Origin of the sequence: uncultured Henriciella sp. (assembly GCF_964005855.1) — a bacterium.
Lineage (GTDB): Bacteria > Pseudomonadota > Alphaproteobacteria > Caulobacterales > Hyphomonadaceae > Henriciella.
The window spans coordinates 60332-87072 of sequence record NZ_CAXFSW010000003.1; the positions used below are offsets into that span (position 1 = coordinate 60332).

Consider the following 26741-nt stretch of genomic DNA (forward strand, 5'->3'; position numbering starts at 1 on the left):
TCAGCTTTCGATTTCGAATATTCCGTCGATCTCTACAGCAACGCCCAGCGGCAGGGTGGGGCAGGCCACGGCCGAGCGGGCGTGGCGACCGGCGTCTCCAAATACCTCGACCATCAGGTCCGAGCAGCCATTGATGACCTGTGGGATGTCGATGAAGAGCGGATGCGAGTTCACAAAGCCGCCAAGTTTCACGACGCGCTTGATTCGGGAAAGGTCGCCCACGGCAGCCTTGCACTGGGCGATGAGATTGATGCCGCAGCGCTTTGCCGCCTGCTGGCCGGCGGGCAGGTCCATTGTCTCGCCAAGACGCCCTGTCACAAGCCCGTCAGGCGTAGAGCTGACCTGGCCGGAGATATAAAGGTGCTGGCCTGAGATCACGAAGGGAACGTAATTGGCCACCGCTTTCATCGGTTCTGGCAGCGTGATGCCGAGATTGACCAGGCGGGCTTCGGGTGTGCTCATGGACAGGGGCTCCGGTGGTTATCTTTTCACCTCTTGAACACATGGGCCCGCCCCCGGCAAGGCACGCTTTAGTCCGGCGTGCGCTTTCGCCGCTCTGAACGCATGGCCCGGCCGGTCTGGACGGCCTGGTCACCGAATTTTCCGCGGGCGCGATCTATGGCGCGTTCGGCTGCCGCGCGTTTTGCCACAGCCGGATCAACAAGATCTATCTGGTCGAGACCGGCCGGATGAAGGTCCGAAATGCCGATACCGATCAGCCGGTAGGCCGTGGTGCCCGATGTCTCGCGGCTGAGCAGCGGGCGCGCCGTGCGAAAAAGCGTCTGGGCAAGCTGCGTCGGCTCAGAGAGGGTGACACTCCGGGTCAGACTTCTGAATGTTTTCGTCTTTAGTTTCAGCGTGACCACATAGCCCGATACGCCATGCGCCTTGGCACGCGTCGCCGTTTCTTCGCAGACGGCCCAGAGGCGGTCCTCCAGTACCGTCGGGTCGGAGATATCGGTGTTGAAGGTGCGCTCGGCAGAAACTGATTTGCGCTCACGTCCTGGTGAGACGCGCCGGTGATCGATGCCGTTGGCCCGGTCCCACAGATGCTGGCCGCCCTCGCCATATTGGCGCATCATGTCTGCCCGGCCGCGTGCCTGGACGTCCCCGATCAGGTGGAGCCCGTCGCGCGACAGCCGTTTGGCAAAGGCCGGTCCAACGCCATGGATCGCCGTCACCGGCATCGGGCCGAGAATCGATTTCGCATCAGCCTTGGAAAGAACGGCAAAGCCGCGCGGCTTGTCCATTTCGCTCGCCATCTTGGCAAGGAATCTGTTCTCGGCCAGCCCGATGGATATGGTGATGCCAAGGTCTCGTTCGATATCGCGGGCAAGCGTGGCGAGCAGGGCGGCCGGCAGGTGGGCATGCAGGCGCTGCGTGCCCGACAGGTCGATATACCCCTCATCGATACTGACCATCTGGACCATCGGGCTCAACGTCTCCAGTCTGGCCCGTATATCGCGCGAGACGGCTGTATACTTGCGGAAGTCCGGCCGGATCACGATAGCGTTGGGGCACGCCTTGAGCGCCTTGAACATGGGCATGGCAGAGCGCACGCCGTCCAGCCGGGCAATGTAGCAACAGGTGGCGACCACGCCGCGCTGGCCGCCACCGACGATGACGGGCTTGTTTCGAAGCTCGGGATTGTCCCTTTTTTCAATGGCTGCGTAGAATGCATCGCAATCGATATGGGCAACCGTCAGCTCGCCGAGCTGGTCATGACTGATCATGCGCTCGCCCTGACAGACCGGGCATTTCGCGACCTGACCTGATTGGACAGACGAGCAGTCCCGGCATAGCGACATCATGCTTGTTCTTCTCATGTTCCTGCCGGAGCGGCAAGTTACCGGCTGAATTCAAACAAAGATTAAGACTCTTCGGGCTATGTGGATATTGAAGAAGACTTTGATGTGAGGGTGAAGCAGGGGAAATGACGTCAGGCGCTCGCAAAACGGTTCTCGTTGTCGAGGACAATGAACTGAACATGCGCCTGTTCTGTGATCTTCTTGATGCCTTCGGATATGACACGCTGCAATGCCGCGACGGCGCGCGTGCAGTTGAACTTACCCGCCAGCATAAGCCCGCCCTCATCGTCATGGATATCCAGCTGCCGGACGTCTCGGGGCTCGATATCACCCGCTGGATCAAGGATGATGAATCGATCGCCTCCATACCGGTCCTTGCTGTTACCGCATTTGCGATGCGCTCCGATGAGAAGCTGGTGCGCGAGGCAGGCTGCGAGGCCTATCTGTCCAAACCTATTCAGATGCGTTCCTTCCGCGCGGCAGTCGAGGATCTTATTGGAGACAGGCGGGCGGCATGAGCGCGCGCATCCTCGTTGTTGACGATATCCTGGCGAACCGGCGCCTGATGCAGGCCAAGCTGGCCGCAAGATACTATTCGGTCATTCTGGCGGAAAACGGGCCCGAGGCGCTAAAACTCGCATGTACCGAAGCGCCGGAAATCATACTTCTGGATATCATGATGCCGGGTATGGACGGATATGAAGTCTGCCGGCAGCTCAAGGCATCGCCGGAGACTGCGCATATTCCCGTCGTCATGCTGAGTGCGCTCAGCGAGACCGCTGACCGCGTTCGCGGACTGGATGCGGGGGCGGACGACTTCCTGACAAAGCCGGTCGATGATTTTGCGCTGGCTTCCAGGCTGAGCGCGCTGATCCGCTACAATGCGGTCACAAGGGAACTTCGCCAGCGCGAGGCGAGCGGCGTCCGGTTCGGGGCATTCAGTGAGGAAGAGAATGAAACGCTGAACCGCGACGTGAATGTGCTCGTTGTCGACACAAATCCCTACAATGTCCGGCGCTTGCGAGAACCTCTGGAAGCGGCCGGCCATCATGTTTTTACTCTGGAAGAGGCTGAGGGGCCGAATATGACCCGGCGAGGCAAGCTGGACCTCGTCCTGCTCGGGCTCAGCGATCAGGCCTATGATCCCCTTCGTCTGTGCGCGCATCTGCGTACGAATGACGAAACACGGGCCCTGTCGATCATCGTGACGGCCGAAGACACCGACAATGCACTCGCCGGCCGGGCGCTTGAGCTCGGGGCCAGCGATGTGATCCAGCAGCCCTTCACCACCGAGGAACTGCTCGCACGCATCCGCACCCAGACACGCAAGTCGCGCTATGTGGAGATCCTGCGAAATCGCGTCGATACAGGGCTGGAGCTCTCAGTGATCGACCAGCTCACGGGTCTCTATAACCGCCGCTATATGAACAACCAGCTCGCGCTCTGGATCAAACGGGCCGGTATGGGCGGCAAACCGCTTTCGGTTGTCTCTGTGGACATCGACTATTTCAAGAGAGTGAACGATATTTATGGCCATGAAGCGGGAGATGCGGTCCTCAAGCTATTCGCCGAGAGGCTGATGGCGAATGTCCGCCCGAAAGATATTGTCTGCCGGCCCGGCGGGGAGGAATTCCTGGTCATCATGCCGGAAACGGACGGCGATCTTGCCTGTTCGGCGGCTGAGCGCATCCGCCGCGCGATCGCGTCAGACCCCTTTGACGCAGGTGTGCGTGATGCGCGCAAGCTGGTGATCACGGTGAGCGCCGGTGTTTCGACTTTTCATGGTGAACAAGACACGATCGCAGACATGCTGCGCCGCGCGGATGATGCGCTGTACCGAGCCAAGACAGCCGGCCGCAATCAGGTCAAGAGTATTGCCGCCTGAGCTGCTGACCGGCCGCCAAAAGCAATCTAACCCTTTGCCTTTACACGCTTCACATGCGCGTTCGTTACGACAAACACCGCGCAGGGGGCCTCCCGCAACATGTCGAGGCTCTCAGATCCGAGCAACAGGCGTTTCCACCAGGTCTTCTGCTGCGAACCGATGACAATGAGGTCTGCATCGATCTTCTTGGCATAGCTGGCCGCATCTCGCGACGGGTCGCCGTCCAGAACCGCCACAGTCGCCCCTGGGGCGAACTTGGCCTTCAGCGCGTTCATATCTTCCTTGCGGCGTTTGGCGTCCGCCTGGTGGGCCTGGGTATCCGCCTCAAGGGCGCCGGCCGCATAGGGCGACTCGAATGTCGTAATGAAGGGGTTGGAATCGATTGCGTGAAGTTCGCCGGCATCTGCGGTCAGCTTCGACGCCGTTTCCATGATCAGACTGGCGAGATCGTCATCGACATCAATGACGGCAACAACCTTGTTGAATTCAAGTGCCATGGGTCACCTCCAATTTTCAGGGAGTATAACGTGCGAGAAGGGGGGCAGGTCCATAGAGACTTTTACGTAGACCCCAAAGAAAAAGCCGGACGCAAAGGTCCGGCTGGATCTGAATTGCTATGAAAGCGAAGACCTATTTGATCTTGCCTTCCTTGAATTCGACATGCTTCTTCGCGATCGGATCATATTTCCGCATCACCAGCTTTTCGGTGATGTTGCGCGGGTTTTTCTTGGTCACATAGAAAAAGCCCGTCCCGGCAGTCGAGTTCAGGCGAATCTTGATGGTTGTCGGCTTGGCCATGACGGGTGCTCTTGCTCGCGTGTTCTGAGAAATTCGAAGGGCGCTTAATGGAGGGGTGGGCTTTTAAAGTCAAGCGCCTGTGCGCACCCGGGACCTGCGTCTTCAGATACGGTCCTGCGAGTGGCCACCAGCGGTCCAGCGCAGGAATGGCGGGCGCAGGGCGCCGACATCCTTCTGCTTCAGACGTTCTGCGATCTCGCCCAGCATGAAGCGTGTCACATTTGGCAGGTCGAGCGCCAGGGCATCGTCCAGCGTCACCCATTGCAGGTCGTGCAACTCGGCACCGTCAACCGGCGGGCGCTCATCGATCAGGACGTCTTCGGCCTCGGCCATGAAGAAGCGTGCATCGAACCTTTTGGGACGATAGGGCGGGGTTATTGCGCGGCCGATCATCGTGAAGCCCCGCAGGCAGGGCGCTGCGCCCTGATCGGCATATTTACGCCAGTCCTGCGCCACACGGCCTGGAAACGCATTGGCACGCCCGACAATGAGTCCTGTTTCCTCAAATGTTTCCCGGATAGCGGTAAGGCCGAAGGCACGCGGCTTGCGGCGCGTCCTGTGCGCCACTTTACGGTGCTCGCTCTCGCGCAGCTCACTCAGGGAAGGCACCCGTCCGTCCGCCGTATCCACACGTCCGCCAGGGAAAACATATTTGTCCGGCATGAAGGTGTGGCCGCCCGACCGCTTGCCCATCAGAAGGCGCGGCTTGGCTTGATCGCGCCGCACCAGGATGAGCGTGGCTGCATCCTTCGGCCGAGGGGTGGGGCGGTCCCTCTGGATGACATCGCCGTCCCTTTCCTTGTCAAAGGCTGTGCCCAGTTTTCCGGCCATCAGCTTTTTCCTCCCTTGGCTCCCTTTTTGCGGGAGGTTTTCTGCCGCGTCTTCTTGCGCGCCTTCGACATCTTGCCACGCGAACGCCCGGGCGGACCAGACCTGCCCCCGCGCGAGGCCGGTGGCTTTTCACCAGGCTTCTTGGGGCGGGGTGGAGAGAGAACCTTGAGCAGAAGGCCGCCCTGAAGCGGGGTGACTTCGGCAAGTTCAACTTTCACGACCTGACCCATCTCGAACCGTTTGCCCGAGCCGCGTGCGATCAGCGCCATTGCGCCTTCATCATGCACCCAATAGTCGTCAGAGAGCTTGGAAATTGGAGAAAAGCCGTCGGCGCCGGTACCGCCTAGGCGGATGAAAAGGCCAGCTGGTGTGACGCCCGTAATCCGCCCTTCAAACTCGGCACCGACCTTGTCGGCAAGATAGAGTGCAAGATAGCGGTCCGTCGCTTCGCGTTCGGCTGCCATGGAGCGGCGTTCGGTATCGACCAGATGGCTCGCAATATCCTCAAGCGAGGCGGCCATTTCCTTGGTCAGCCCGTCGTCACCAAGACCAAGCGCCGAGATCAGAGCCCGGTGGACGATGAGGTCGCTATAGCGCCGGATAGGCGAGGTGAAGTGGGCATATTTGGAGAGGTTAAGACCGAAATGGCCTGCATTCTCCGGCGCATAGATGGCCTGGGCCTGAGAGCGCAGAACGATTTCGGAAATTGTGCCGGCATGTTCGGTGTCTGCATGATCGCTGAGGAGCCGGTTGAAGCGGTGCGTCTGGGGGCGCTCCCCCAGCGCCCATTTGATGTCCATCGTCTGGAGAAAATCGGCCAGCGCGGCGAGCTTGGCATCGGACGGCTGATCGTGAACCCGGTAGAGCAGGGGTGAGCCGAGCTTCTCCAGCGTCTCGGCGGCGGCCACATTGGCCTGAATCATGAATTCCTCGATGAGCTTGTGCGCATCGAAGCGTTCTTTCTCCACAATCCCCGTGACCTTGCCATCCTCGCTGATCTCGACACGCTTTTCCGGCAGGTCGAGCGCCAGCGGGGCACGGCGGGCGCGGGCCTCGCCCAACGCTTCGAAAGCGCCCCATAGCGGCTTCAGCACGGGCTTGAGCCAAGGCTCCCCAGCGCCGCCCGTTTTGCCATCAATGGCCGCCTGCGCTTCTTCATAGGAGAGCTTTGCATGGGACCGCATTGTGCCGCGAATGAAGCGATGGGAGCGCTTCGTACCCGACTGGTCGAAGATCATCTCGACCGCCATGCAGGGGCGGTCCTCATTGTCGACCAGCGAGCAGGCATCGGCCGACAGCTCAAAAGGCAGCATCGGGACGACCCGGTCCGGAAAATAGGTAGAGTTGCCGCGCTTCTGCGCCTCGCGGTCGAGCGCAGTGCCGGGGCGCACATAGGCGGCCACGTCCGCAATCGCGACGATCACCTTCCAGCCATCGTCGAGCTTTTCGGCATAGACGGCATCGTCATGGTCGCGCGCATCATGCGGATCGATGGTAATGAGCGGGATATGGGTGAGATCCTCACGCGGCGCGTTCAGCGGCTTGATGGTCTCCGCCTCGTTGAGGACGTCCTTGGGGAATTCGACCGGTATATCGTGACCATAAATGGCGAGCAGCGAGGCTGCGCGTGGGTCGTCCATGCGACCGATGATTTCCGTGACGACACCGAACGCGGGTCCGTTCGGCTTGCCCGGTTTGGGCATGGCGGTAACAAGGTCGCCATCCTCGGCGCCCTTGGTGTCGCTCTTGTCGATAAGGAGTGTCCGCTTGTCCTTGCGGCTCGCCGGGATAACGCGTCCGCCTTTCGGATTGCGTTCGAACCGGCCGGTCAGCTGCGATTCTTCATCGCGTTTCTCGAAAAGTTTCAGGAGCTTGGCGTGATATTCGCCATTCGCCTCATTGATGCGGGCAAGGCCCTTGTCCCCGATGCCGGGGGCCGGACCCTTTGATTTGCCGCTATAACCGGCAAAGCGGATAGGCGGACCGAAGGCGCCGTCGCGCCCGACGGACCGGGCCATCAGCTCGCCATCATCATCGATTTCCTCGAAAATGATGACGCCTGTTGGCGGAGGCGTATCGGTCTTGGCCCAGGCGCGCTTGCCTGTGCGTTCCAGGGTGCCGTCAGCCTCCAGATCCTTCAGAACTTGCCTGAGGTTCTGACGCTCACGCCCTTTCACTTTCAGGCCACGCGCAATGTCCTGTTTCGTCGTCGCGGACGGATTCTTGGCGATAAAGTCGAGAACTGTCTCTCGGTCGGGAAAACTCATGCTCCCCATATAGGGGATTCTGCGCGATTTGCCCGGACTCTTTCAGCCTGGACGTTCTCTTCAGATCACGAAAGCAAAGATGAGGCCCAGCCCGATCACTGCGGCGATCGTGGATATAACAAGTACATAGCGAACGCCTTTTCCGGTCTCGCCCTGGCGTGCTTTTTCTTCTTTCAGTTTCGGATCTGTCATGATCTGTCCTTCCGGTGGCATTTGAAATGCCTTGTTTTTATTTCACAAAGCTATTGAACCTCTTCCAGAGGATCTGGTTCGGCTTGCCATGAAAGCAAGGTGGAATGGGCCTACTCATTCAGGCCAAGCCTCATTTCTGTGAGATAGGGCGAAAAGCCGGCTTTTTCATAGGCGCGTATAGCCGGCTCGTTGCCAGGATAGACCGTGAGTCGGACTTCGGTAAGGCCTCGCTTGCGAGACCAGTCGAGCAGGGCGTCGAGAAGAATCCGGTTCAGGCCCCGTCCGCGGAACGCTTCCTTCACGAACATGAAACCGAGAAAGGCGTGCCAGTCGGGTGAGGTGTAATGCCGGGACCGCTTGGTCTTCGCATAGCCCGATGCGACGAGTTCGCTATCGATCTCCACCACCATGACCTCGGCATCGTCTGCCTCGATCATCTCGCCGATATCGTAGTAGGTGATCGGGTCGGGCTTCAGCAGTGGGTTATAAGGCCGTTCTGCGGTGATGATGCCCTGCTCGAACTCAAGCAGGGCTGGCAGGTCATCGAGCGTGGCGGGCCTGACGTTCATGGCTGCCGGTCCTCACATTCCATCGGCTAGTCCTTCGCCTTCGTCGTCGACGTCTTCTTCGTCGTCGATGTCTTTTTGGCCGTTGTTTTTTTCGCGGTGGCCTTCTTCTTCGCTGGCGCCTTTTTCTTGGCCGGCTTCTTCGCCTTGGCGTCGATCAGTTCAATCGCCTGTTCCAGTGTGACCGTGTCCGGCGTGGTGTCCTTCGGAAGCGTCGCATTCGTCTTCTTGTGCTTCACATAGGGGCCATAGCGGCCCTCATAGACGTGGATCGGCTCGTCATCAGCAGGGTGTTTGCCGAGCTCCTTGAGCGGTTCGGCCCCGCGGCCCCCGCCACGTTTTGCTTTCTTGTCCTCGATCAGCGTCACGGCACGGTTAAGGCCGATGTCGAACAGCTCCTCGACGGTCTGCACATTGGCAAAGGTGCGATGATGCTGAACGTAAGGGCCATAGCGGCCGAGATTGGCGCGGATCATCTCACCATCGTCGGGATGTTCGCCGACATCGCGCGGCAGGGAGAGAAGCTTGACGCCCTGGTCCAGCGTCACGGCTTTCACATCCCAGCCCTTGGGTACACTTGTGCGCTTGGGTTTTTCGTCCTCACCGAGTGACATTTCCACATAGGGTCCGAACCGGCCCGTCTTCAGGAAGACGGGCTCGCCCGTTTCAGGGTGCAGGCCCAGCTCCTCGCCTTCCGGGTTGATCGCGCCGTCCTGTTCACTGTCTGCCGAGAAGGGCCGCGTGAACTTGCATTCGGGATAACGCGAACAACCGACAAAAGCGCCATGCCGGCCAAGTTTCAGCGATAGCTCACCCTCGCCGCAGAGCGGGCATTCGCGCGGGTTTTCCTTCGGATTACCGTTCTCGTCAGTCTTCGGAAACACATAAGGCCCAAGCGCCTCGTTCAGCGCGTCGAGCACGTTCGACACGCGAAGTTCTTTCGTCTCGTCGATGGCGGCCTGGAACTGTACCCAGAACTCACGCAGGAAGGCCTTCCAGTCGAGCTTGCCATCCGAGATGACGTCGAGTTGTTCTTCTAGCTCGGCCGTGAAGTCATACTCCACATATCGGGCGAAGAAGTTCTCCAGGAAGGCCGTCACCAGCCGACCCTTGTCCTCCGGGATCAGCTGCTTCTTTTCAAGCCGCACATAGTCACGGTCTTCCAGCGTAGACAGGGTCGATGCGTAGGTAGACGGACGGCCAATGCCGAGCTCTTCCAGGCGTTTGACGAGCGAGGCTTCGGTATAGCGGGGCGGCGGCTGGGTGAAATGCTGGTCCGACTTTGCCTCGACTAGGTCGGCGTGGTCGCTTTCCTTCATCTTTGGCAGGCGGCCTTCAGCATCCTCGTCCTCGTCGCCATCATCGCGGCCTTCGGTGTAGAGCTTGATGAAGCCATCAAACTGCACGACCTGGCCCGTGGCGCGCAGCTGGGCGCGCTTGTCCTTGGACATGAAATCCAGCGTCGTGCGCTCAAAGACAGCCGCTTCCATCTGCGAGGCGACGGCGCGCCGCCAGATCAGCGTGTAGAGCTTTTTAAGGTCCCCATCGCCGCGATACTCCTCGGGGCGGATCGAGAAATCGGTCGGGCGAATGGCTTCGTGCGCTTCCTGGGCGTTCTTGGCCTTGGAGGAATAGCGGCGCGGCTTCTCCGGCAGATAGCGCGCCCCATAATCGCTTTCGATCTGCTTTCGTGAGGCGTGATAGGCCTCTTCGGCCATATTGATGCCGTCGGTCCGCATATAGGTGATGCGGCCTTCTTCATAGAGCTTCTGGGCGGCGCCCATCGTGCGCTTGGCGGTAAAACCGAGCTTGCGCGAGGCTTCCTGCTGGAGCGTCGACGTAATGAAGGGCGGGGGCGGATTGCGTTTGACGGGCTTGGATTCAACCGAGCTTACCGTATAGCCGCCGACCTTCACCGCTTCGAGCGCGGCGGTGGCCGTTTTCTCGTCGGGCAGGGAGAATTTCTTCAGGTTTTCGCCGTCCAGCGCATGCAGGCGCGCCTTGAAGCTGGTGCCGTCCTTGGCGCGAAGGTCTGCCTCGATCGACCAGTATTCCTGCGGCTGGAACGTCTCTATCTCCAGCTCGCGCTGGCAGATGATGCGCAGGGCAACCGACTGCACGCGCCCCGCAGAGCGCGAACCGGGCAGCTTGCGCCAGAGCACCGGCGACAAGTTGAATCCGACGAGATAGTCGAGGGCGCGGCGGGCGAGATAGGCGTCCACCAGTTCCTGATCGATCTCGCGCGGCTGCTCCATCGCGTTAGTGACTGCATTCTTTGTGATCGCGTTGAAGACAACGCGCTCGACCGGAATGCCCTTCAGCGCCTTACGCTTTTCCAGCGCTTCCAGGAGGTGCCAGGAGATCGCCTCGCCTTCGCGATCAGGGTCAGTCGCGAGGATCAGCTTGTCGGCCGTCTTGGTGGCTTCCGCAATTTCCTTGATGCGGCTTGCCGATTTGGAATCGGCCTGCCAGATCATCTCGAAATCATTCTCTGGATCGACCGACCCGTCCTTTGACGGCAGATCCCGCACATGCCCATAGGAGGCGAGGACCTTGTAGTCCTTTCCCAGATATTTGTTGATCGTCTTCGCTTTTGCCGGCGACTCAACAACAACGACTTTCATATAGGGCAACCTCCAGAGCGCGGCGGAACTTGGGTGTGTGGCTGTCCCCTGTCAACCCGAGAGGGGGAGCTAGCCATCTTCGCGATAGGCCAGCACAGCCAGGCTTGCAAACAAAGCAAAGAGTGCAGGTGCCCAGGCGGCCACGAACGGAGGCAGGGCACCGGAAGCGCCGAGGCTGGAGGAAAACTGCATGATGAAGAAGACGCCAACTGCCGCCAGCGCGCCGGAGGCAACAAGCCGGCTGGTCCCACCAAGGCGCGAGAGCCGCAAACAGACCAGCGCGCCGATCAGGCCCATCGCGGTGAAAAAGACAGGCATGGCCGTCAGACCGAACAGCCGGACCGTGAAGCGCGACGTGTCGAGCCCGGCCTGGCTGGTCTGACGTACAAAGGCAGGCAGTTTCCAGAAACCGATCGTGTTCGGCGAGGTGAACCTGTCCAGAAGGCGGTCGGGATCGAGGTCGGTCGGTATGGCAAGCGCGTCCATCCGCTCTGGTGGCTGACCGGGCACATTCTCGATCAGATTCTCGATCTGCCAGAAGCCGTCGATAATGCGGGCGGTCTTTGCATCAATCCGGCGGGTGAATTCATAGCGGTCGAGGGGGCGCCCATTCTCATAGACGCGCGTCTCCTCGAGCATCTTCACATCCTTGAAGATCTGCCCGGTCGCATCGACCGACTGCGCGCTGATGACGATTTGGGTGTTTCCGTCGCCCTGACGCAGCCAGACATCCTCGCGGCTGGAATCAAGGCGTACCCCACCAGAAATGAGAAGCGAGTTGCGGGACTCCTCGAACTTGCCCGCCAGGGTCGCGCCCAGCGGGTTGAGCACCATCATCGAGAAAAAGCCCAGCACGACGGACATCAGGATGACGGGCGTAAGGAACTGCCATGCCGACAGGCCACTGGCGCGGATCACCGAGAGCTCAGAACGCTTGTTGAGACGGCTATAGGCAATCATGGCGGCGACCAGGACAGCAAAGGGCAGGGTCTGTTCAATGAGGCCCGGCAGTTTCATGAGGGAAAGGAGGACCGCGTCGAATGGTGAAAGATCGACATCCGTCCCGACTGTGCGCAGCTGCTCGACGACATCGACCAGCAGGATGGTCGCGGTGAAAATCGCAAGGACCAGCGCCAGCCCCGAAAGGAGCTGCCAGATAATATAGCGCTGTATTCTGGAAAGCAGCATCACCGCGTCACCCCGACTTTCCTTGCCGGCACTTTCATTCGCCAGTTGAAGAAAATGAAGGAGAGAACGGCGGTGGTGCCTAGAGGCACGAGCCACTGGGCCACATTCACGCCCACGCTGCTTCGGCTTGCCGACTGTACCGCAAGCTGGACGATCACAAGCAGCAGGGCGCCCGCTGTGGCGATCACGATACGCCGCGAATAGCCCCGTCTGTTGAAGTCGCCGCCCAGCACCGCCATCACCGCAATCAGCGCCATGGCGATGGAAACCAGCGGCGTCGTCAGGCGGGCATTGGCTTCGGCCAGAAAGGCCTCCTGGTCGTTGAGCTCCTGATAACTTGTCGTGTCGATGTAGAGGAGCTCGTGCAGATAACGGTCGGACGCTTTGAGGATGACGGCGGCCCGGTTCTCGATGAAGGGCGAAAGGTCGAATGTCGACTGATCGAAATTCAGGATGGAGAGAGCGCCATTGACGTCGATCTGGTGAATCTGACCTTCCCACATGATGATGCTGGGGACGCCATCCACTTCGACAAAGCGGCCGCGCTGGGCGAGATAGTCGCGCGATTCGGTCTCTGTCTTGCGATTGTCGGAGATCAGCACGCCGATGAGGTCGCCGTCCTGGGTGTCGCGTGCATAGACGGTAAGGCCGTCGCCCGCAGTAGTGAACTGGCCGGGCCGCACAAGGGAGGTTGCAAGATCGGCGCGGGCATCCTGGATCGTTTCGCGAAGCAGACGCTGCGCTGTCGGCTGAACCCACAGATTGACCGCAAGATGGACAAGCGCAGCCATGACCGCAAAGCGCAAGACGGGTGAGGCGATGTCCCATCGCGTCATGCCTGCGGCGCCGGCGACCACGATCTCATTGTCGCGGTGAAGCCGGTTGAGCGACCAGATCGTCGCGACAAAGACAGCGAGCGGCGTGAGAAGGGCGATAACCTGCGGGGCCCCGAGCGCAACGATATAGAAATAGGTGAAGGCCGACTGACGGCTTTCGATGATGATGTCAGTCTGCGAAAGCCCCTGGGCCAGAATGGCGAGCAGGGTCAGGCCGCCCACAATGATAATGACAGAGCGAAAGACTTGTCTGAAAAGATAGCTCTGAATGCGTTTCATTGCGCCTTGGGTGCAGTTTTTCTGTGCGGGCCTCTGCCTAGCGAGTTGATTGGCGCGCGTCGATGCTTAGTTTCGGCATCAAACGGAGTTTATTCATGAAAATCAATTTCGCTGAAAAAGCCGAAACAGATATCGTTGCATATGTCATCGATCAGGATGGAAAGCTGCCAGAAGCAGCCGCCTCGCTGGATGAGGAAAGCGGAGGCCTGCTGAGCGAAGCGCTCGGACAGAAGCGCTTTACTGGCAAGCATGGGCAGATGGCTGTCATCGTCCTGCCCAAGGCATGTGAAGCGCGCCGCGCCGTGCTGATCGGTGGCGGTAAACCAAAAGACCGCGACGCCCGGGCGCAGGAAAAGATCGGTGCGCTTCTTGTGAAGGGCCAGGCCGGCAGCGGTTTCAAGTCTATCGGCCTTCACGTCGATGATGCTGAGTTCGCCGCCCGCGCTGCCATTGGCGCGAAGCTGGCCTCTTACCGCTTTGACGAGTATTTCACCAAGCTCAAGGACGATGACAAGCCGAGCCTCAAAGCCTTCACACTGGTCGTCCCGGACGAGCGCGCCGCGAAAGCTGCATGGAAGCCGATGGACGCTGCGGCTGACGGCACCTTCCTTGCCCGCGACCTCATGAACATGCCGCCAAACCTGCTCTATCCGGCCACGTTTGCCGACAAGATCAAGGAGCTGGAAAAGCACGGCATAGAGGTCGAGATCCTCGGCGAGAAGGAAATGGAAAAGCTCGGCATGGGCTCGCTCCTCGGCGTCGGACAGGGCTCGGTCAAGGAATCCAAGCTCGGTATCATGAAGTGGATGGGCGGCAAGAAGGACGACGCGCCTGTCGCCCTCTGCGGCAAGGGTGTCTGTTTCGACACCGGCGGTATCTCCCTCAAGCCCGGACCAGGCATGGAGAATATGCGCGGCGACATGGGCGGCGCGGCCGCTGTGACGGGCGCCATGCTCGCGCTCGCCAAGCGTAAGGCGAAAGCAAATGTTGTCGGCCTCGTTGGCCTTGTCGAGAATATGCCGGACGGCAATGCGATCCGCCCCGGGGATATTCTCACCTCTGCTTCCGGTCAGACCATCGAGGTGCTCAACACCGATGCTGAAGGCCGTCTCGTTCTGGCCGATGTGCTCTGGTACGCCCAGAAGCAGTTCAAGCCGAAATCCATCGTGGATCTGGCGACCCTCACCGGCGCCATCGTTGTGTCGCTCGGCCATCACCATGCCGGTCTCTTTACGGATAATGACAATATGGCAGATCAGCTCAGCAAGGCTGGCCTCGCCGAAGGTGAGCGTGTCTGGCGCCTGCCGATTGGTCCCGAATACGATGCCCAGCTCAAGTCTCAATTCGCCGACATGAAGAATATTGGCGGCAAGTCGGCGGGTTCCATCACGGCCGCGCAATTTCTCAAGCGGTTCGTGAATGAGGGGCAGGCCTGGACGCACCTCGATATCGCTGGCGTCGCCTGGGTCGAAAGCGAGAAGTCTCCGCTTGATCCAAGCTGGGCCTCCGGCTTCGGTCCGCGCCTGCTCGATCGCTGGATTGCGGACAATTACGAGAGCTAGTCTTGAGCGCGACCGGAAAGCCTGAATGGTGGTTCTACCATCTCAAGCGAACCACGCTTGAGCAGGCGGCCGGACCGCTTCTTGAAAAATGCCTGGAACGGGGCTGGCGCGTGCTTGCTGTCAGCCCCGACATCCGGCGCCGCGGCGCGCTGGATCAGGCCCTCTGGACGTATGACGACCAGAGTTTCCTGCCACACGGCCAGGCAGAGGCTGCCGGGCTGGATCCGGCGCGCCAGCCGGTCCTAATCAGCGAAACCACAGACAACCAGAATGAAGCCGCCGTGGCCCTGCTCATGGACGGCGCCGACATGCCGGTCGATTCGGCCTATGAGCGCTGCATGGTGATGTTCGATGATGGGGACGCGCCAGTCCGCAACAAGGCCCGCCAGCTCTACAAGGCCGCGTCAGATGCGGGCCTAACCACACGCTATTTTCAGCAGACCGAACAAGGTGGCTGGAAGGAAGCCGGTTGATCCGCGCCGCGGGGCCACGCCGGCCGGCAATCAACGTCTGCAGGCCATGTCAGCAGGAGTTGCCCGAAGGCAGCCCGCTCGCTATAGGCGCCGCGAGAGTTTCACACCAATAAAGTCTATTCAAAAGGAGCCTTTCATGGCTATCCAACGTACGTTTTCGATCATCAAGCCGGATGCAACCGAGCGGAACCTCACCGGCGCGGTGAATGCCGTCATCGAAAAGGCCGGTCTGCGCATCATCGCCCAGCGCCGCATCAAGATGACCCGCGAACAGGCCGAGCGTTTCTATGACGTTCACAAGGAACGTCCCTTCTTCGGTGAGCTGGTCGATTTCATGACCTCTGCTCCGGTCGTCGTTCAGGTGCTGCAGGGCGAGAACGCCGTGAAGGCCTATCGCGATGTCATGGGCGCCACCAATCCGGCTGACGCTGAAGAGGGCACGATCCGCAAGCTCTATGCAAAGTCGATCGGCGAAAACTCCGTTCACGGCTCCGACAGCGAAGAGAATGCTGACCTCGAAATCCGCCAGTTCTTCTCTGAAGCCGAGATCGTTGGCTAGCTCGCTTTTTGCGTGATTTGAGGAAGCCCTCTCGCCCTGTGCGTGAGGGCTTTTCTTATTTGGTAAACGCGAATTAACCTTTCGGGCGCCATGATCGATTCGTCACTGGCAAAGGATCTTCCATGAAACGCCTGATCTATCTGTCGAGATGCCGTCCGACTCTAAAGGACGAAACCCTGTACGATCTGCTCGCGCAAGCGCGCCAGAGCAATCGGGACAACGGGCTGACGGGCCTGTTCATCCATCAGGATAGTCTGTGCCTGCAGGTGATCGAAGGCGAAGAGGGCGCCGTTCGCGACTGTTTCTCGCGCATCCGCCGCGACTGGCGCCATGACGCGTGTCAGGTCGTCTTCCATGACAGCGTCCCGGACCGGCTGTTTCCTGGATGGCCGCTTGTATATCGCGCCGGCCGTGACCTTGAGCGCAGCCAGGTCCGCCAGCTTGCCGACATCGTGGAATGCGCAGAACGCCTCGCGAAGCGTCCAACGGATGCCGACCGCTGGGCGATGGAGGTCTATCTGCGTGCCCTTCTGGACAGTTTCAGCTCGCTTGCCGTGCAATAATATAGCGGCAGGCTTCTGCCAGCGCCTGCGGATACAGCCTGTGTTCGGCCTCCAGCACACGGTTTGCCAGCGTGGCTGGCGTATCGCCTGACTTCACCGGCACGCGGGCCTGGCGGATGATATCGCCTTCATCGACCCCTTCGCTGACCCAGTGGACGGTGCAGCCGGCTTCGCTGTCGCCGGCCTGCAGCGCTCGAGCATGAGTGTTCAGCCCCGGATAGTCCGGCAGGAGTGAGGGGTGGATGTTGACCATCCGCCCCGCCCATTTTTCGACGAACCACGGCGTCAGGACCCGCATGAAGCCGGCAAGGGCGATGATCTCTATTTCATGCCGGGTCAGCGCCTCATGCATGGCGCGCTCAAAGCTTTGGCGGTCCTCATAATCCGTGTGCGGCACCGTTTCTGTCGCCACGCCAAAGGCGCGCGCAGCCTCCAGCCCCGCTGCATCTTCACGGTTCGAGAGGACCAGCCGCGCGCGGGCCGGATAGTCTTCGGACGTCGTCGCCCGCAGGATCTGGTCCATATTGGTCCCGCGGCCCGAAATCAGGATGGCAAGGTTGAGGCGGCTCATGCCGGAACGATGTCACCGATCACGACCGGGGTTTCGCCGACCGCTTCCAGCTCTGCGATGGCGCGGTCGGCCTGATCCGGCGCCACGGCGAAGACTAGCCCGATCCCCATATTGAAGGTGCGGTGCATCTCGTCTTCAGCGACATTGCCTTCCTCCTGCAGCCAGCGGAACACGTCCGGCACCGGCCAGGCGGCGCGGTCGAAGCGCGCCGTGAGGTCATCGGGCAGCATGCGCGGCACATTTTCCGTAAGGCCACCGCCGGTAATATGGGCAAGACCCTTGATGCGCTCATTGCGAATAAGGGGCAGGGCGGCGTGGGAATAGAGCCGGGTCGGGGTCAGCAGGGCTTCGCCAAGTGGCTTGTCGGTAAAGGGCGCGGCCGAATCCCAGCCAAGGCCAGAGCGCTCAACAATCCGCCGGACCAGCGAATAGCCATTGGAGTGCGGGCCAGAAGAGGCAATCCCGATCAGCACGTCGCCTGCCTTCATCTCTGCAAAGCGCGGCAGCACATTTTCACGCTCCACCGCGCCGACAACGAAGCCGGCAAGATCATAATGGCCGGGGGGATACATGCCCGGCATCTCGGCGGTTTCACCGCCCACGAGTGCGCATCCGGCCTGGCGGCAACCTTCCGCGATGCCGGAGACGACGGCTTCGGCAATGCCAGCTTCCAGCTTCCCGCACGCGAAATAATCGAGGAAGAAAAGCGGTTCTGCGCCTTGGGCCAGCACGTCATTTGCGCACATGGCGACAAGGTCGATCCCGACCGTATCGTGAATGCCTGTCTCGAAGGCCAGCATCAGTTTTGTGCCGACCCCATCGGTCCCGGAAACGAGGATCGGATCCTTCCAGTTTTCCTTTTTCAGGTCGAAGAGGGCACCAAAGCCGCCGAGCCCACCCATGACGCCCGCACGGCGGGTCGCCTTGGCCATGGGAGAGATCGCATCGACAAGGCGTTCGCCTGCCTCAATATCGACACCAGCGTCCTTGTAGGAAAGGGAGGGTTTATCTTTTGAAGTCATAGGCAAGCGCGTTACCATGTGGATGAGTGTTCGACTAGCCGACATGGCGGTTCCATCGTGCCAGCGGCCTTGCTAAGGACAGTTCCAAACCGGAGTCGGAAAGGCGACCAAATGACCAGACGAATCTTGCTGATGATTGCTGTGGTATTTTTCGCTGCCGGCACCGCTGCTGCTCAGCTCCGGGAAATCTATACGATCAGGGAAATCGAAGTCGAGGAATCGGCCGGCAGCGTGATCCAGGCCCAGCAGCAGGCCTTCGCCTCTGCGCGCATCAAAGGCGCCTACCGGCTCTTTGAGCGTCTGACCTTGCCTGAGGACAGGTCCGGTCGGCTTGGGTCGGGATCGGTCAGCGCAGCTCTGGCGGACAGGCTCGCCGCGGCGGTCGATGTCGAAAAGGAAGAGCGCGGCGGCGGCAGATATGTCGGCGAACTGGCCGTGGTCTATAATCCGTCCATGGTCCGTGACTTCCTCAATGAGCGGAATATTCCATATACCGATCAGACAGCGCCGAAATCTGTCGTCTTTCCCGTGCAGTCCGGCGGCGATGCCTATGCCTGGAACGAAGCCTGGCCCGATGCCTCCCGCGGACGCCTTGCGCCTTTTGAGACCGCGCGCGGAAATACAGCGACCGTCTCGTCGGGCTGGGAAACCCTGTCGGGCGATGTGTTGGCCGCTGATGCGCGCCGGGCCATCAAGGCTGAGCTTCTGGGCGGGGAGGGCAGTTATCGCGTCCGCGTCGTCAGTGTGACCGCGGCGGGCGAGACCGATCTGGGCACTACGAACAGCGCTGCAACACTCGAGGATGCGGCCGATCTCGCCGCCACCCTCATGGAGGAAGCCTGGAAGCGTTCGGCGATCATCCGCTCCAGTGAACGTACGCCAGTGGAAACGACAATTCTCTTCACCTCGCTGCCCGAATGGAATTCGCTTCGCGCCGCACTGGCACGGTCCCCGCTTGTCTTCGACTTCGAGATCGCCGGTCTTTCGCGTCAGGGTGCCGTCGTGAAATTCGCCTATGCGGGCGACCGTCAGCGGCTCGTCTCCAGCCTGCGTGAGAGAGGTGTAGAGGTCGAGACAGATGATATGGGCTGGGTCATGACCTCAGCCATCACACGAACCCCGAGCTAGTCTAGGTGCAAGGTACGGATCGTTCTCCAAGGAAAAACCGTCAGCTGAAGTTCGATTTCCCCGAAACGGGGCACACACTCGACACGCTGGCGGTGACAGACGCCAATCGTACGGCCATTTCTCTGCTCAAACGCTGGCCGGACTGGCGGACAGCCGCCTTTTGCCTGGTCGGCGAAAAGCGCTCAGGCCTGACGACAGCGGCCCAGGCCTGGTGCGACCTTTCCGGTGGATCCTTGTTGAGTGCCAAGGCGCTCGGCAAACTTTCCCATAAGAAGATCAGCGCACTCGCCGAAGCCCCGGTCGCGATTGACCGGGCCGACAAGGTCGAGAATGACGACAATCTTCTCTCGCTTATCAATCTTTCAGCTAGCCATGGCGGCACACTTCTGCTGACAGGACGCCAGCCACCGGCGCGCTGGCGGGCGCGTTTGCCCGATCTTCAGTCGCGGCTCAGCGCGATGACATTGCTCGAACTCGGGCCCCCAGATGATGAAATGCTCCGCATCCGTCTCAGAGCTGCAATGAAACGCCGTTACCTGAAACTTCCCGAAGCGGTGGAGGACTATGTCATCATGCGGCTTGAGCGCAGCTATGCGGCGATCGAAAGCTTCGTGAAGGAGCTGCACGAGCTCAGTGATGAGCGGGAGGTGACTATACCTCTGGCCCGGGAAATACTGGACGAGATGGACGGCACGCGCCCGCTGTTCGAAGACTGACACCTGATAGCCAGAGGCAGGCGATGAGCACGACTGACACAGACACGACGGAAAAACCGGCAGGACGTGCCGCAAAGCCGCTGATGGAGCGGCCGGAACGCTTTCTCAATCGCGAGCTATCCTGGCTGAAGTTCAATGAGCGGGTCCTGGAAGAAGCGCACAATGTGACCCATCCGCTGCTTGAGCGGTTACGCTTCCTGTCGATCTCCGCCAACAATCTCGATGAGTTTTTCATGGTCCGCTATGCGGGCCTTCGCGAACAGCTCCGTGCCGGCGTCCTGCGCACCAGTCAGGAGGGGATGACGCCCTCGCAGCAGGTCGAGGCGATCGAGAAACAGTCGGCCAAGCTGATGGAGGCCCAGCAGGCCTGCTGGCGCGAGCTGCGGGGCCTGCTCGATGAAGAAAAGATCGAAGTCAAGAAAATGGCGGACCTGACCAGGACCGACAAGAACTGGCTGCGCGATCATTTCGAGAACCACGTCTTTCCGATGCTGACGCCGCAGGCGGTCGACCCGGCGCATCCGTTTCCCTTTATCCCCAATCTCGGCTTCGCGGTCGCTTTCCAGCTTGTGCCCGAAGACTCCGGCGAAGCGATGGTCGGACTGGTGCCGATGCCTGCCTTCTCGCCTCGCTTTATCCGTCTGCCGGACCGCAACCGCCAGTCGATCCGGTTCGTGCGCCTGGAAAGCGTCATTGCAACTTTCATGGACATGCTGTTTCCGGGCTTCCGCTCGCTCGGTCACTGCGTCTTCCGCATTGTGCGCGACAGCGATATCGAGATCGAGGAAGAGGCCGAAGACCTCATCCACGAGTTCGAGATTCTTCTGAAACAGCGCCGGCGGGGACGCATTGTGCGCATCCACATCGATGGCGACGCGCCTGAGGAGCTGGAGAGATTCATCACGCGTGAAATCGGCTCAGAGCCGCGCGACGTGATGATCCTGCATGGCCTCCTCGGCATGAAGAACCTGTCTGAGCTTATCATCGAAGACAGGATGGACCTTCAGTTCAAACCCTATGAGCCGCGCTATCCCGAGCGCATCCGGGAAATGGGCGGCGACTGTTTCGCCGCGATCAAGGCCAAGGACTTTGTGGTCCACCACCCTTACGAGTCGTTTGATGTGGTGATCCAGTTTATCCGGCAGGCCGCTATCGACCCCGACGTCGTGGCCATCAAGCAGACGCTCTACCGCACCACGCTGAATTCCCCCATCGTTTCGGCGCTGCAGGAAGCCGCCGAGATGGGCAAGAACGTGACCGCACTGGTGGAGATCAAGGCCCGCTTCGATGAAGAGACCAATCTCCGCCTTGCCCGTGACCTTGAGCGCGCTGGCGTTCAGGTCGTCTATGGCTTCATCGACTACAAGACGCACGCCAAGGTCTCGCTTGTTGTGCGCCGTGAAGGGGGCAAGCTGGTGACCTATACCCATTATGGCACCGGCAATTATCACCCGGTGACGGCGCGGATCTATACCGACCTGTCGCTGTTCACCTCCGACCCCGCCCTCGGCCGCGATGCCAACAAGCTGTTCAACTATATCACCGCCTATCGCGAGCCGCCGGAGAAAGCGCCCGACTTCGAAAAGATCGCCATGTCGCCGCGGACGCTGGAGCCTCACATCATCGAGCTTCTGGAAAAAGAGGCCGAGAATGCAAAGGCCGGAAAGCCAAGCGGCGTCTGGGCCAAGATGAACTCACTGGTCGATGGCGATGTGATCGATGCGCTTTACAGGGCGAGCCAGGCGGGCGTTCCCATCGTGCTGGTCGTGCGCGGAATCTGCTGCCTGCGCCCCGGCGTCCCCGGCCTGTCGGAGAACATTCAGGTGAAAAGCCTGATCGGCCGCTTTCTTGAGCATTCGCGAATCGTCTGTTTCGCCAATGGTGAGAATCTGCCCTCTGCGCGCGCCAAGGTCTGGATTTCGTCGGCGGACTGGATGCAGCGTAACCTCAAGCGCCGTGTGGAAGCCCTGGTGCCTGTTGAAAATCCGACGGTGCATCGTCAGGTTCTGAACCAGATCATGATCGCGAACCTCAATGATGACGAGCAGAGCTGGGAGATGGATGGCGACGGTGAATTCCACCGCCTGCGCCCGCCGGAGAGAGGCAAAGGCTTCAGTGCTCACCGGTACTTCATGGAAAATCCTTCGCTTTCCGGTCGCGGCAATGCGCTTGTCGTGTCCATCCCGCCCCGGCTCGCGCCCAAGAAGCGGGGCTCTAAATGAGGCTTGCGCTGCAGCCTGAGAAAGCCGCCGTTGTCGATATTGGGTCGAACTCCGTTCGTCTGGTTATCTATGAGGTGACGGGCGCTGCGGCGCTTCCATATTTCAATGAAAAGGTCCTCGCAGGTCTTGGCCGCGGCCTTCCGGAGACGGGCAAGCTTTCCCCCGAAGGTGTGGTGGATGCCATGGCGGCGATCCGGCGCTACCGGGCCATCCTCACCGGGCTGGGTGTCACCCAGGTCACCGCTGTTGCGACCGCCGCTGTGCGCGACGCCGAGGACGGGCCCGACTTTGCCCGCATGGCGGCCACCGAACTTGGCGCGCGCCTGCGCATCCTGTCGGGCGCCGAAGAAGGTCGGCTGTCAGCGCTGGGGGTCCGTATGGGCTTCGACCAGCCCGACGGGATCGTCAGTGACCTTGGCGGCTCCAGTCTCGAATTTCAGCGTATCACGCCGGCCGGACAGGATGGGCAAGGCGAAACCCATCGTCTCGGCCCGTTTTCCATGTCGCATATGGAGGGCGCAAAGCCGGCAGAACGGCGCAAGGCCATCCGCAAGGTGCTCAAATCCTCAGAACTTCTGAACGCCAAGACAAGGCGCCTCTACGCCGTTGGCGGGTCCTGGCGCGCGCTCGCCAGCGTCCATATGGACATAAAAGCCTATCCGCTTGCCATCCTCCACGGTTACCGCCTGAATGGTCAGGCCGTGCGCACCGTCGTTAGGACCATCCTTGCGACGCAGCGCGACAAGGAGCTTGCCTCACACATTTCCGGCATTGTCGGCCGGCGCTTCGACACTATCGTGCACGCGGCGCTCGTTCTGGATGAGGTTTTCGACGCCGGCGGCTTCAAGGAAGTTCTGGTTTCTGCCAACGGGCTTCGCGAAGGCGTTCTCTTCGACCAGGGCGAGAAGATGCTGTTCGAGACGATGCGCGAGCCCTATGGCGACGCCTTGATCGACGGCACGATCGCTTTTCTGCGGCTGGAGAAATCGCAGCTCGATTTCGGTGAGGCGCTTTACGACTTCATCCGGCCCGTCCTTCCGCGCACTCATTCGCGCCAACGCCTGTTCCGCGCCGCGTGCCTGATGGCTGATTGCGGTGGCAGGTTCCACCCAGACCACCGCGCCGACATGGCCTATTACCTTATCCTGCGCTCACCGATCCGAGGCATCAGCCATGATGAGCGTGTCCTGCTCGCGCATGCCACCGGCGCGCGCTACACCCATAAATTTCAGCGCCCGAAGGCATTTACGCGTCTGGGCCTGGATTCCGATGATCAACTTGCCCGCATCATGGGCGCCGCCATGCGCCTTGGCGCGGTCTATTCTGGGCGGTCTGCCCCCTTGCTGAAACAGGCGCGTCTGAAGCCCTCAAAGTCCAAGCTCGTGCTGGAAGTGCAGCCAGGCTGTGCGGACATGGTTTCCGGCACGGTGAAGAAGCGGTTCGAACAGCTCGCGACCTTCCTGGATCTCGACGCGCAGATCAGCACGGCGGACTAGGAAGGCTCCTTTTCCGGAAAGATCAGCTCTTAGGTTCGAAAAGCCTGACCTGCCCGTTTTCGAAGGAGAGGGCGAGATTTCCGGTCAGGAGCGCACGCGCCTTCTGGCCGAAGACATCATAGCGCCAGCCTGTAAGGGCCGGAATGTCGTCATCGGTCTCACCGCGCGCAATACGTTCAATGTCGGCGGCGTTCGCAATCAGACGCGGGACGACATCGACATCCTCGCTGACATATTTCAGCAGCACTTTCAGCATTTCCGGGGCGCCTGCCGGCGTCTGCGGGTTCTGCTTGCGCTTGGGGGCAGGCGGGGCGTGCGCATCAGGATCATCCAGCGCCGTTTCCACCGTCTGCATAAGCCCGTCGGCATTGCGCGAGCGGATAAAGCCCTTTGGCACGGCGCGCAGACGGTCAAACTGGTCTTCGGTCTTCGGTTTCTGGTCTGCGATCTCCTGGATCGCATCATCTTTCAGGATACGCCTGCGCGGACGGTCCAGCGTCTGGGCCTGGCGCTCGCGCCATTCCGCCACAGCGGCAAAGACGGCGAGGTATTCCTTGTGCGTCTTGCGGATTTTGAGACGCTGCCAGGCATTCTTCGGGTCGGTGTCGTAAAGGGCAGGATCGGAAAGGCTTTCCATTTCCTCAGCCACCCAGCCCATACGGCCGCGCTTTTCCAGTTCGTCCCGCATCCAGAGATAGGCGTCGCGCAGATGGGTGACGTCACCAAGGGCGTAAGCGAGCTGCTTGTCAGAGAGCGGCCGGCGCTTCCAGTCGGTGAACTGGCTCGACTTGTCGATATGACGGCGCAGCACCCGCTGGATCAGATTGTCATAGGAAATGGAATCGCCAAGGCCCAGAGCCATTGCCGCCACCTGTGTATCGAAAACCGGGGCAGGCGGGGTGCCGATCAGCTTGTTGAAGATCTCCATGTCCTGGCGCGCGGCATGAAACACTTTCACGCGGGACGTGTCGGCCAGAAGGTCGAGGAAAGGCTGGAGGTCGATTCCGTCTGCTTTCGGGTCGATCACGCCTTCAACGCCGGGCGCGGACGCCTGGATCAGGCAGAGCTCTGGCCAGAAGGTCGTTTCCCGGTGGAATTCGGTATCGACACAGATGAAATCACTCGCCGCAAGCGAATCACAGAACTTTTGCAGCTCTTCCTGCTTCGTAATCGGCGTCAGTGTCTTGTCAGTCATGGCGCGCACGCGTATCGCATCCGCACAACATTGGCGAGGGGAAGGTTCACATAACCCATCGCCTGACAGTAATCCTCGGAGTGAGAGAATGCACGCTTACCGCACCCATACTTGCGGCGAACTCACCAAGTCTGACGTCGGCGCCACGGTCAAACTCTCAGGCTGGCTTCACCGCCGCCGCGACCATGGCGGTGTTATGTTCATCGACCTGCGCGACCATTATGGTCTGACCCAGTGCGTCTTCAATCCGGGCACGCCCGATTTTGAGACCGTTGAATATCTGCGCGCCGAAAGCGTCATCACGATTGAGGGCCGCGTCGTTGCCCGTGAGGACTCGCTCGTCAATCCGAACCTCGCGACCGGCAGTATCGAAGTCGTTGTCGACAAGGCCGAGGTTCTCTCGCGCGCCGATGAACTGCCGCTGCCTGTGTTTGGTGAGCCGGATTATCCAGAAGACATCCGTCTGCGCCATCGCTATCTCGACCTTCGCCGTGAGACGCTGCACGCCAATATGAAACTGCGCAGCGACGTCATCACCTCGCTTCGCCGCCGCATGGTCGATCAGGGCTTCACCGAATATCAGACGCCGATCCTGACGGCCTCTTCGCCCGAAGGCGCACGCGACTTCCTCGTGCCATCGCGTCTGCATCCGGGTGAGTTCTATGCCCTCCCGCAGGCGCCGCAGCAGTTCAAGCAGCTGCTCATGGTGTCCGGTTTCGACCGCTACTTCCAGATCGCGCCCTGTTTCCGCGATGAAGACGCACGCGCCGACCGCAGCCCCGGTGAGTTCTATCAGCTCGATATCGAGATGAGCTTTGTCGAGCAGGAAGATGTGTTCAACGCGATCGAGCCTGTCATGCGCGGCGTGTTCGAGGAATTCGCCGACTGGCAGGGCAAGGGCCGCACCATGCCCGAGGGCCCGTTCCCGCGCATTCCCTATGCTGAAGCCATGGCCAAATATGGCTCCGACAAGCCAGATCTGCGTAACCCGATCGAGCTTGCCGATGTCACCGATTTCTTCGCCGATGACAGCAAGACCGGCTTTTCCATCTTTGCCAAGATCATTGGCGGCGGTGGCAAGGTTATCGCCATCCCCGCGCCAAAGGCGGCTGAGCAGAAATCCCGCAAATTCTTCGATGACCTCGACAAGTGGGCGAAGAAGGAAATGCAGGCGCCCGGCCTTGGCTATGCGCGCCTCAAGGAGGCCGATGGCGGCGGTGTCGACAGCCAGGACCCCGTCCTGAAGAATTTTGACCCTGACCATCTCAAGGCTTTCCTTGAGACGATGGGCCTTGGTGCTGGCGACGGCATCTTCTTCTCGGCCGGTAATCACGACGCAGCCTACAAGCTGGCAGGCGCTGCCCGTACCAAGGTCGGCGAGGAGCTGGACCTCATCGAGCAGGGCATCTTCAAATTCTGCTGGATCGTCGATTTCCCGATGTATGAGTGGGACGAGGACAACAAGAAGATCGACTTCTCCCACAACCCGTTCTCCATGCCGCAGGGCGGGATGGACGCGCTGGACCAGGCCGATACGGTCGAGAAGCAGCTCGACCTCAAGGCCTTCCAGTATGACATTGTCTGTAATGGCGTGGAGCTGTCCTCCGGCGCCATCCGGAACCACCGTCCGGACATCATGCTCAAGGCGTTCGAACTGGCAGGCTATGGCGCAGATGTGGTCGAGGCCGAGTTTGGCGGCATGCTGAACGCCTTCCGCTTCGGTGCCCCGCCGCACGGCGGTATCGCACCGGGTGTCGACCGGATCGTGATGCTGCTGGCTGAGGTCGACAATCTGCGCGACGTCACGCTGTTCCCGATGAACCAGCAGGCGCGCGACCTCATGATGCAGGCCCCATCGCCGGTCGACGACAAGCAGCTGCGCGAGCTCCATATCCGCCTTGCTCCGCAGGCGAAGAAGGAATAGGGCGCTGCGCGCCAGTAATTGTATTGAAATGAAAGC

General features: G+C 60.5%; 25 protein-coding genes. 11 read left to right on the forward strand and 14 right to left on the reverse strand.

Translation table 11 applies throughout. From position 1 onward, the window contains the following. On the reverse strand, window positions 1-462 hold the full coding sequence (locus tag ABNU55_RS06280; RefSeq protein WP_290751120.1) for a RidA family protein: 462 nt from the start codon (window positions 460-462) through the stop codon (window positions 1-3). A gap of 68 nt (window positions 463-530) precedes the next feature. Then, on the reverse strand, window positions 531-1826 hold the full coding sequence (locus tag ABNU55_RS06285; RefSeq protein ID WP_348764272.1) for a DNA polymerase IV: 1296 nt from the start codon (window positions 1824-1826) through the stop codon (window positions 531-533). 107 nt (window positions 1827-1933) lie between these two features. Between ABNU55_RS06285 and ABNU55_RS06290 the strand changes: the two genes are divergently transcribed. Together ABNU55_RS06290 and ABNU55_RS06295 are read left to right on the forward strand one after the other, a co-directional pair. After that, window positions 1934-2326, forward strand: a complete 393-nt coding sequence (locus ABNU55_RS06290) for a response regulator (protein ID WP_290751117.1) — start codon at window positions 1934-1936, stop codon at window positions 2324-2326. After that, entirely contained in the window at window positions 2323-3693 is a 1371-nt protein-coding gene (locus ABNU55_RS06295) for a PleD family two-component system response regulator (RefSeq protein ID WP_290751115.1), read from the forward strand. The genes ABNU55_RS06290 and ABNU55_RS06295 overlap by 4 nt, the downstream gene beginning before the upstream one ends. Window positions 3694-3719: 26 nt before the next feature. Here ABNU55_RS06295 and ABNU55_RS06300 read toward each other — a convergent pair whose 3' ends face one another. The 9 genes from ABNU55_RS06300 to ABNU55_RS06340 form a co-directional block, all read right to left on the reverse strand. Continuing rightward, complete coding sequence (locus tag ABNU55_RS06300; RefSeq protein WP_290751113.1) at window positions 3720-4190, reverse strand: universal stress protein; 471 nt, start codon at window positions 4188-4190, stop codon at window positions 3720-3722. Window positions 4191-4323: 133 nt separating this feature from the next. Continuing rightward, window positions 4324-4491, reverse strand: a complete 168-nt coding sequence (rpmG, locus tag ABNU55_RS06305) for a 50S ribosomal protein L33 (RefSeq protein WP_290751111.1) — start codon at window positions 4489-4491, stop codon at window positions 4324-4326. Between the two features lie 102 nt (window positions 4492-4593). Beyond that, window positions 4594-5322, reverse strand: coding sequence for an NUDIX hydrolase (locus ABNU55_RS06310; protein ID WP_290751108.1), 729 nt, complete (start codon window positions 5320-5322; stop codon window positions 4594-4596). Next, window positions 5322-7589: a ribonuclease R gene (rnr, locus tag ABNU55_RS06315; RefSeq protein ID WP_290751106.1), complete on the reverse strand. Its 2268-nt coding sequence runs from the start codon at window positions 7587-7589 to the stop codon at window positions 5322-5324. Before rnr ends, ABNU55_RS06310 begins: the two co-directional genes overlap by 1 nt. 60 nt (window positions 7590-7649) lie before the next feature. Continuing rightward, a complete protein-coding gene (locus ABNU55_RS06320; RefSeq protein WP_290751104.1) occupies window positions 7650-7781 on the reverse strand; it encodes a hypothetical protein in 132 nt (43 codons plus the stop codon). Window positions 7782-7891: 110 nt separating this feature from the next. Next, entirely contained in the window at window positions 7892-8350 is a 459-nt protein-coding gene (locus tag ABNU55_RS06325) for a GNAT family N-acetyltransferase (protein WP_290751102.1), read from the reverse strand. A 26-nt stretch (window positions 8351-8376) separates the two neighbouring features. Then, window positions 8377-10971, reverse strand: a complete 2595-nt coding sequence (gene topA, locus ABNU55_RS06330; RefSeq protein WP_290751100.1) for a type I DNA topoisomerase — start codon at window positions 10969-10971, stop codon at window positions 8377-8379. A 69-nt stretch (window positions 10972-11040) separates the two neighbouring features. Beyond that, complete coding sequence (locus tag ABNU55_RS06335; protein WP_290751098.1) at window positions 11041-12159, reverse strand: LptF/LptG family permease; 1119 nt, start codon at window positions 12157-12159, stop codon at window positions 11041-11043. After that, window positions 12159-13274: an LptF/LptG family permease gene (locus tag ABNU55_RS06340; protein ID WP_290751095.1), complete on the reverse strand. Its 1116-nt coding sequence runs from the start codon at window positions 13272-13274 to the stop codon at window positions 12159-12161. The genes ABNU55_RS06335 and ABNU55_RS06340 overlap by 1 nt, the downstream gene beginning before the upstream one ends. 95 nt (window positions 13275-13369) lie before the next feature. Here ABNU55_RS06340 and ABNU55_RS06345 point away from each other — a divergent pair, with 95 nt between their 5' ends. From ABNU55_RS06345 to ABNU55_RS06360, 4 genes are all read left to right on the forward strand, one after another. Beyond that, a complete protein-coding gene (locus ABNU55_RS06345) occupies window positions 13370-14836 on the forward strand; it encodes a leucyl aminopeptidase (RefSeq protein WP_290751093.1) in 1467 nt (488 codons plus the stop codon). 2 nt (window positions 14837-14838) lie between these two features. Next, a complete protein-coding gene (locus tag ABNU55_RS06350; protein ID WP_290751091.1) occupies window positions 14839-15309 on the forward strand; it encodes a DNA polymerase III subunit chi in 471 nt (156 codons plus the stop codon). A 136-nt stretch (window positions 15310-15445) separates the two neighbouring features. After that, window positions 15446-15868 carry a nucleoside-diphosphate kinase gene (gene ndk / locus ABNU55_RS06355; RefSeq protein ID WP_290751089.1) on the forward strand — a complete coding sequence of 141 codons (423 nt, stop codon included), beginning with the start codon at window positions 15446-15448 and terminating at the stop codon, window positions 15866-15868. A 122-nt stretch (window positions 15869-15990) separates the two neighbouring features. Further along, window positions 15991-16431: a BLUF domain-containing protein gene (locus tag ABNU55_RS06360; RefSeq protein ID WP_290751087.1), complete on the forward strand. Its 441-nt coding sequence runs from the start codon at window positions 15991-15993 to the stop codon at window positions 16429-16431. Here the strand turns inward: ABNU55_RS06360 and purN are convergent. Both purN and purM read right to left on the reverse strand, forming a co-directional pair. Beyond that, window positions 16409-17002: a phosphoribosylglycinamide formyltransferase gene (purN, locus tag ABNU55_RS06365; protein ID WP_290751084.1), complete on the reverse strand. Its 594-nt coding sequence runs from the start codon at window positions 17000-17002 to the stop codon at window positions 16409-16411. The genes ABNU55_RS06360 and purN overlap by 23 nt on opposite strands. After that, a complete protein-coding gene (purM, locus tag ABNU55_RS06370) occupies window positions 16999-18024 on the reverse strand; it encodes a phosphoribosylformylglycinamidine cyclo-ligase (RefSeq protein WP_290751081.1) in 1026 nt (341 codons plus the stop codon). The genes purN and purM overlap by 4 nt, the downstream gene beginning before the upstream one ends. A 111-nt stretch (window positions 18025-18135) precedes the next feature. Here purM and ABNU55_RS06375 point away from each other — a divergent pair, with 111 nt between their 5' ends. From ABNU55_RS06375 to ABNU55_RS06390, 4 genes are read left to right on the forward strand one after another with little or no spacing between them, the layout of a single operon-like run. Continuing rightward, window positions 18136-19152 (forward strand): hypothetical protein, encoded by a 1017-nt coding sequence (locus ABNU55_RS06375; protein ID WP_290751078.1) that lies wholly within the window; start codon window positions 18136-18138, stop codon window positions 19150-19152. A gap of 5 nt (window positions 19153-19157) precedes the next feature. Beyond that, entirely contained in the window at window positions 19158-19868 is a 711-nt protein-coding gene (locus ABNU55_RS06380) for a hypothetical protein (protein ID WP_290751076.1), read from the forward strand. Window positions 19869-19891: 23 nt separating this feature from the next. Then, window positions 19892-22090, forward strand: coding sequence for an RNA degradosome polyphosphate kinase (locus tag ABNU55_RS06385; RefSeq protein WP_290751073.1), 2199 nt, complete (start codon window positions 19892-19894; stop codon window positions 22088-22090). After that, window positions 22087-23586 (forward strand): Ppx/GppA phosphatase family protein, encoded by a 1500-nt coding sequence (locus ABNU55_RS06390; RefSeq protein ID WP_290751070.1) that lies wholly within the window; start codon window positions 22087-22089, stop codon window positions 23584-23586. The genes ABNU55_RS06385 and ABNU55_RS06390 overlap by 4 nt, the downstream gene beginning before the upstream one ends. A gap of 22 nt (window positions 23587-23608) precedes the next feature. On the opposite strand, the gene rnd is transcribed toward ABNU55_RS06390, so the two are convergent. Next, a complete protein-coding gene (gene rnd / locus ABNU55_RS06395; protein WP_290751067.1) occupies window positions 23609-24781 on the reverse strand; it encodes a ribonuclease D in 1173 nt (390 codons plus the stop codon). A gap of 88 nt (window positions 24782-24869) precedes the next feature. Here rnd and aspS point away from each other — a divergent pair, with 88 nt between their 5' ends. Further along, the gene (aspS, locus tag ABNU55_RS06400; RefSeq protein ID WP_290751064.1) at window positions 24870-26705 is read left to right on the forward strand and encodes an aspartate--tRNA ligase; all 1836 of its coding nucleotides are present in this window, start codon (window positions 24870-24872) and stop codon (window positions 26703-26705) included. The last annotated feature ends 36 nt before the right edge of the window (window positions 26706-26741 follow it).

What these genes read in the sequence shown, in the direction of transcription:
- ABNU55_RS06295 (WP_290751115.1), top strand. Translation starts at nt 2,323, where the DNA reads ATGAGCGCGCGCATCCTCGTTGTTGACGATATCCTGGCGAACCGGCGC.
- ABNU55_RS06290 (WP_290751117.1), top strand. Translation starts at nt 1,934, where the DNA reads ATGACGTCAGGCGCTCGCAAAACGGTTCTCGTTGTCGAGGACAATGAA.
- ABNU55_RS06345 (WP_290751093.1), top strand. Translation starts at nt 13,370, where the DNA reads ATGAAAATCAATTTCGCTGAAAAAGCCGAAACAGATATCGTTGCATAT.
- ABNU55_RS06375 (WP_290751078.1), top strand. Translation starts at nt 18,136, where the DNA reads ATGACCAGACGAATCTTGCTGATGATTGCTGTGGTATTTTTCGCTGCC.
- ABNU55_RS06280 (WP_290751120.1), bottom strand. Translation starts at nt 462, where the DNA reads ATGAGCACACCCGAAGCCCGCCTGGTCAATCTCGGCATCACGCTGCCA.
- ABNU55_RS06390 (WP_290751070.1), top strand. Translation starts at nt 22,087, where the DNA reads ATGAGGCTTGCGCTGCAGCCTGAGAAAGCCGCCGTTGTCGATATTGGG.
- rnd (WP_290751067.1), bottom strand. Translation starts at nt 24,781, where the DNA reads ATGACTGACAAGACACTGACGCCGATTACGAAGCAGGAAGAGCTGCAA.
- ndk (WP_290751089.1), top strand. Translation starts at nt 15,446, where the DNA reads ATGGCTATCCAACGTACGTTTTCGATCATCAAGCCGGATGCAACCGAG.
- purN (WP_290751084.1), bottom strand. Translation starts at nt 17,002, where the DNA reads ATGAGCCGCCTCAACCTTGCCATCCTGATTTCGGGCCGCGGGACCAAT.
- topA (WP_290751100.1), bottom strand. Translation starts at nt 10,971, where the DNA reads ATGAAAGTCGTTGTTGTTGAGTCGCCGGCAAAAGCGAAGACGATCAAC.
- rpmG (WP_290751111.1), bottom strand. Translation starts at nt 4,491, where the DNA reads ATGGCCAAGCCGACAACCATCAAGATTCGCCTGAACTCGACTGCCGGG.
- ABNU55_RS06360 (WP_290751087.1), top strand. Translation starts at nt 15,991, where the DNA reads ATGAAACGCCTGATCTATCTGTCGAGATGCCGTCCGACTCTAAAGGAC.
- rnr (WP_290751106.1), bottom strand. Translation starts at nt 7,589, where the DNA reads ATGAGTTTTCCCGACCGAGAGACAGTTCTCGACTTTATCGCCAAGAAT.
- ABNU55_RS06335 (WP_290751098.1), bottom strand. Translation starts at nt 12,159, where the DNA reads ATGCTGCTTTCCAGAATACAGCGCTATATTATCTGGCAGCTCCTTTCG.
- aspS (WP_290751064.1), top strand. Translation starts at nt 24,870, where the DNA reads ATGCACGCTTACCGCACCCATACTTGCGGCGAACTCACCAAGTCTGAC.
- ABNU55_RS06340 (WP_290751095.1), bottom strand. Translation starts at nt 13,274, where the DNA reads ATGAAACGCATTCAGAGCTATCTTTTCAGACAAGTCTTTCGCTCTGTC.
- ABNU55_RS06300 (WP_290751113.1), bottom strand. Translation starts at nt 4,190, where the DNA reads ATGGCACTTGAATTCAACAAGGTTGTTGCCGTCATTGATGTCGATGAC.
- ABNU55_RS06285 (WP_348764272.1), bottom strand. Translation starts at nt 1,826, where the DNA reads ATGAGAAGAACAAGCATGATGTCGCTATGCCGGGACTGCTCGTCTGTC.
- purM (WP_290751081.1), bottom strand. Translation starts at nt 18,024, where the DNA reads ATGACTTCAAAAGATAAACCCTCCCTTTCCTACAAGGACGCTGGTGTC.
- ABNU55_RS06320 (WP_290751104.1), bottom strand. Translation starts at nt 7,781, where the DNA reads ATGACAGATCCGAAACTGAAAGAAGAAAAAGCACGCCAGGGCGAGACC.
- ABNU55_RS06325 (WP_290751102.1), bottom strand. Translation starts at nt 8,350, where the DNA reads ATGAACGTCAGGCCCGCCACGCTCGATGACCTGCCAGCCCTGCTTGAG.
- ABNU55_RS06385 (WP_290751073.1), top strand. Translation starts at nt 19,892, where the DNA reads ATGAGCACGACTGACACAGACACGACGGAAAAACCGGCAGGACGTGCC.
- ABNU55_RS06310 (WP_290751108.1), bottom strand. Translation starts at nt 5,322, where the DNA reads ATGGCCGGAAAACTGGGCACAGCCTTTGACAAGGAAAGGGACGGCGAT.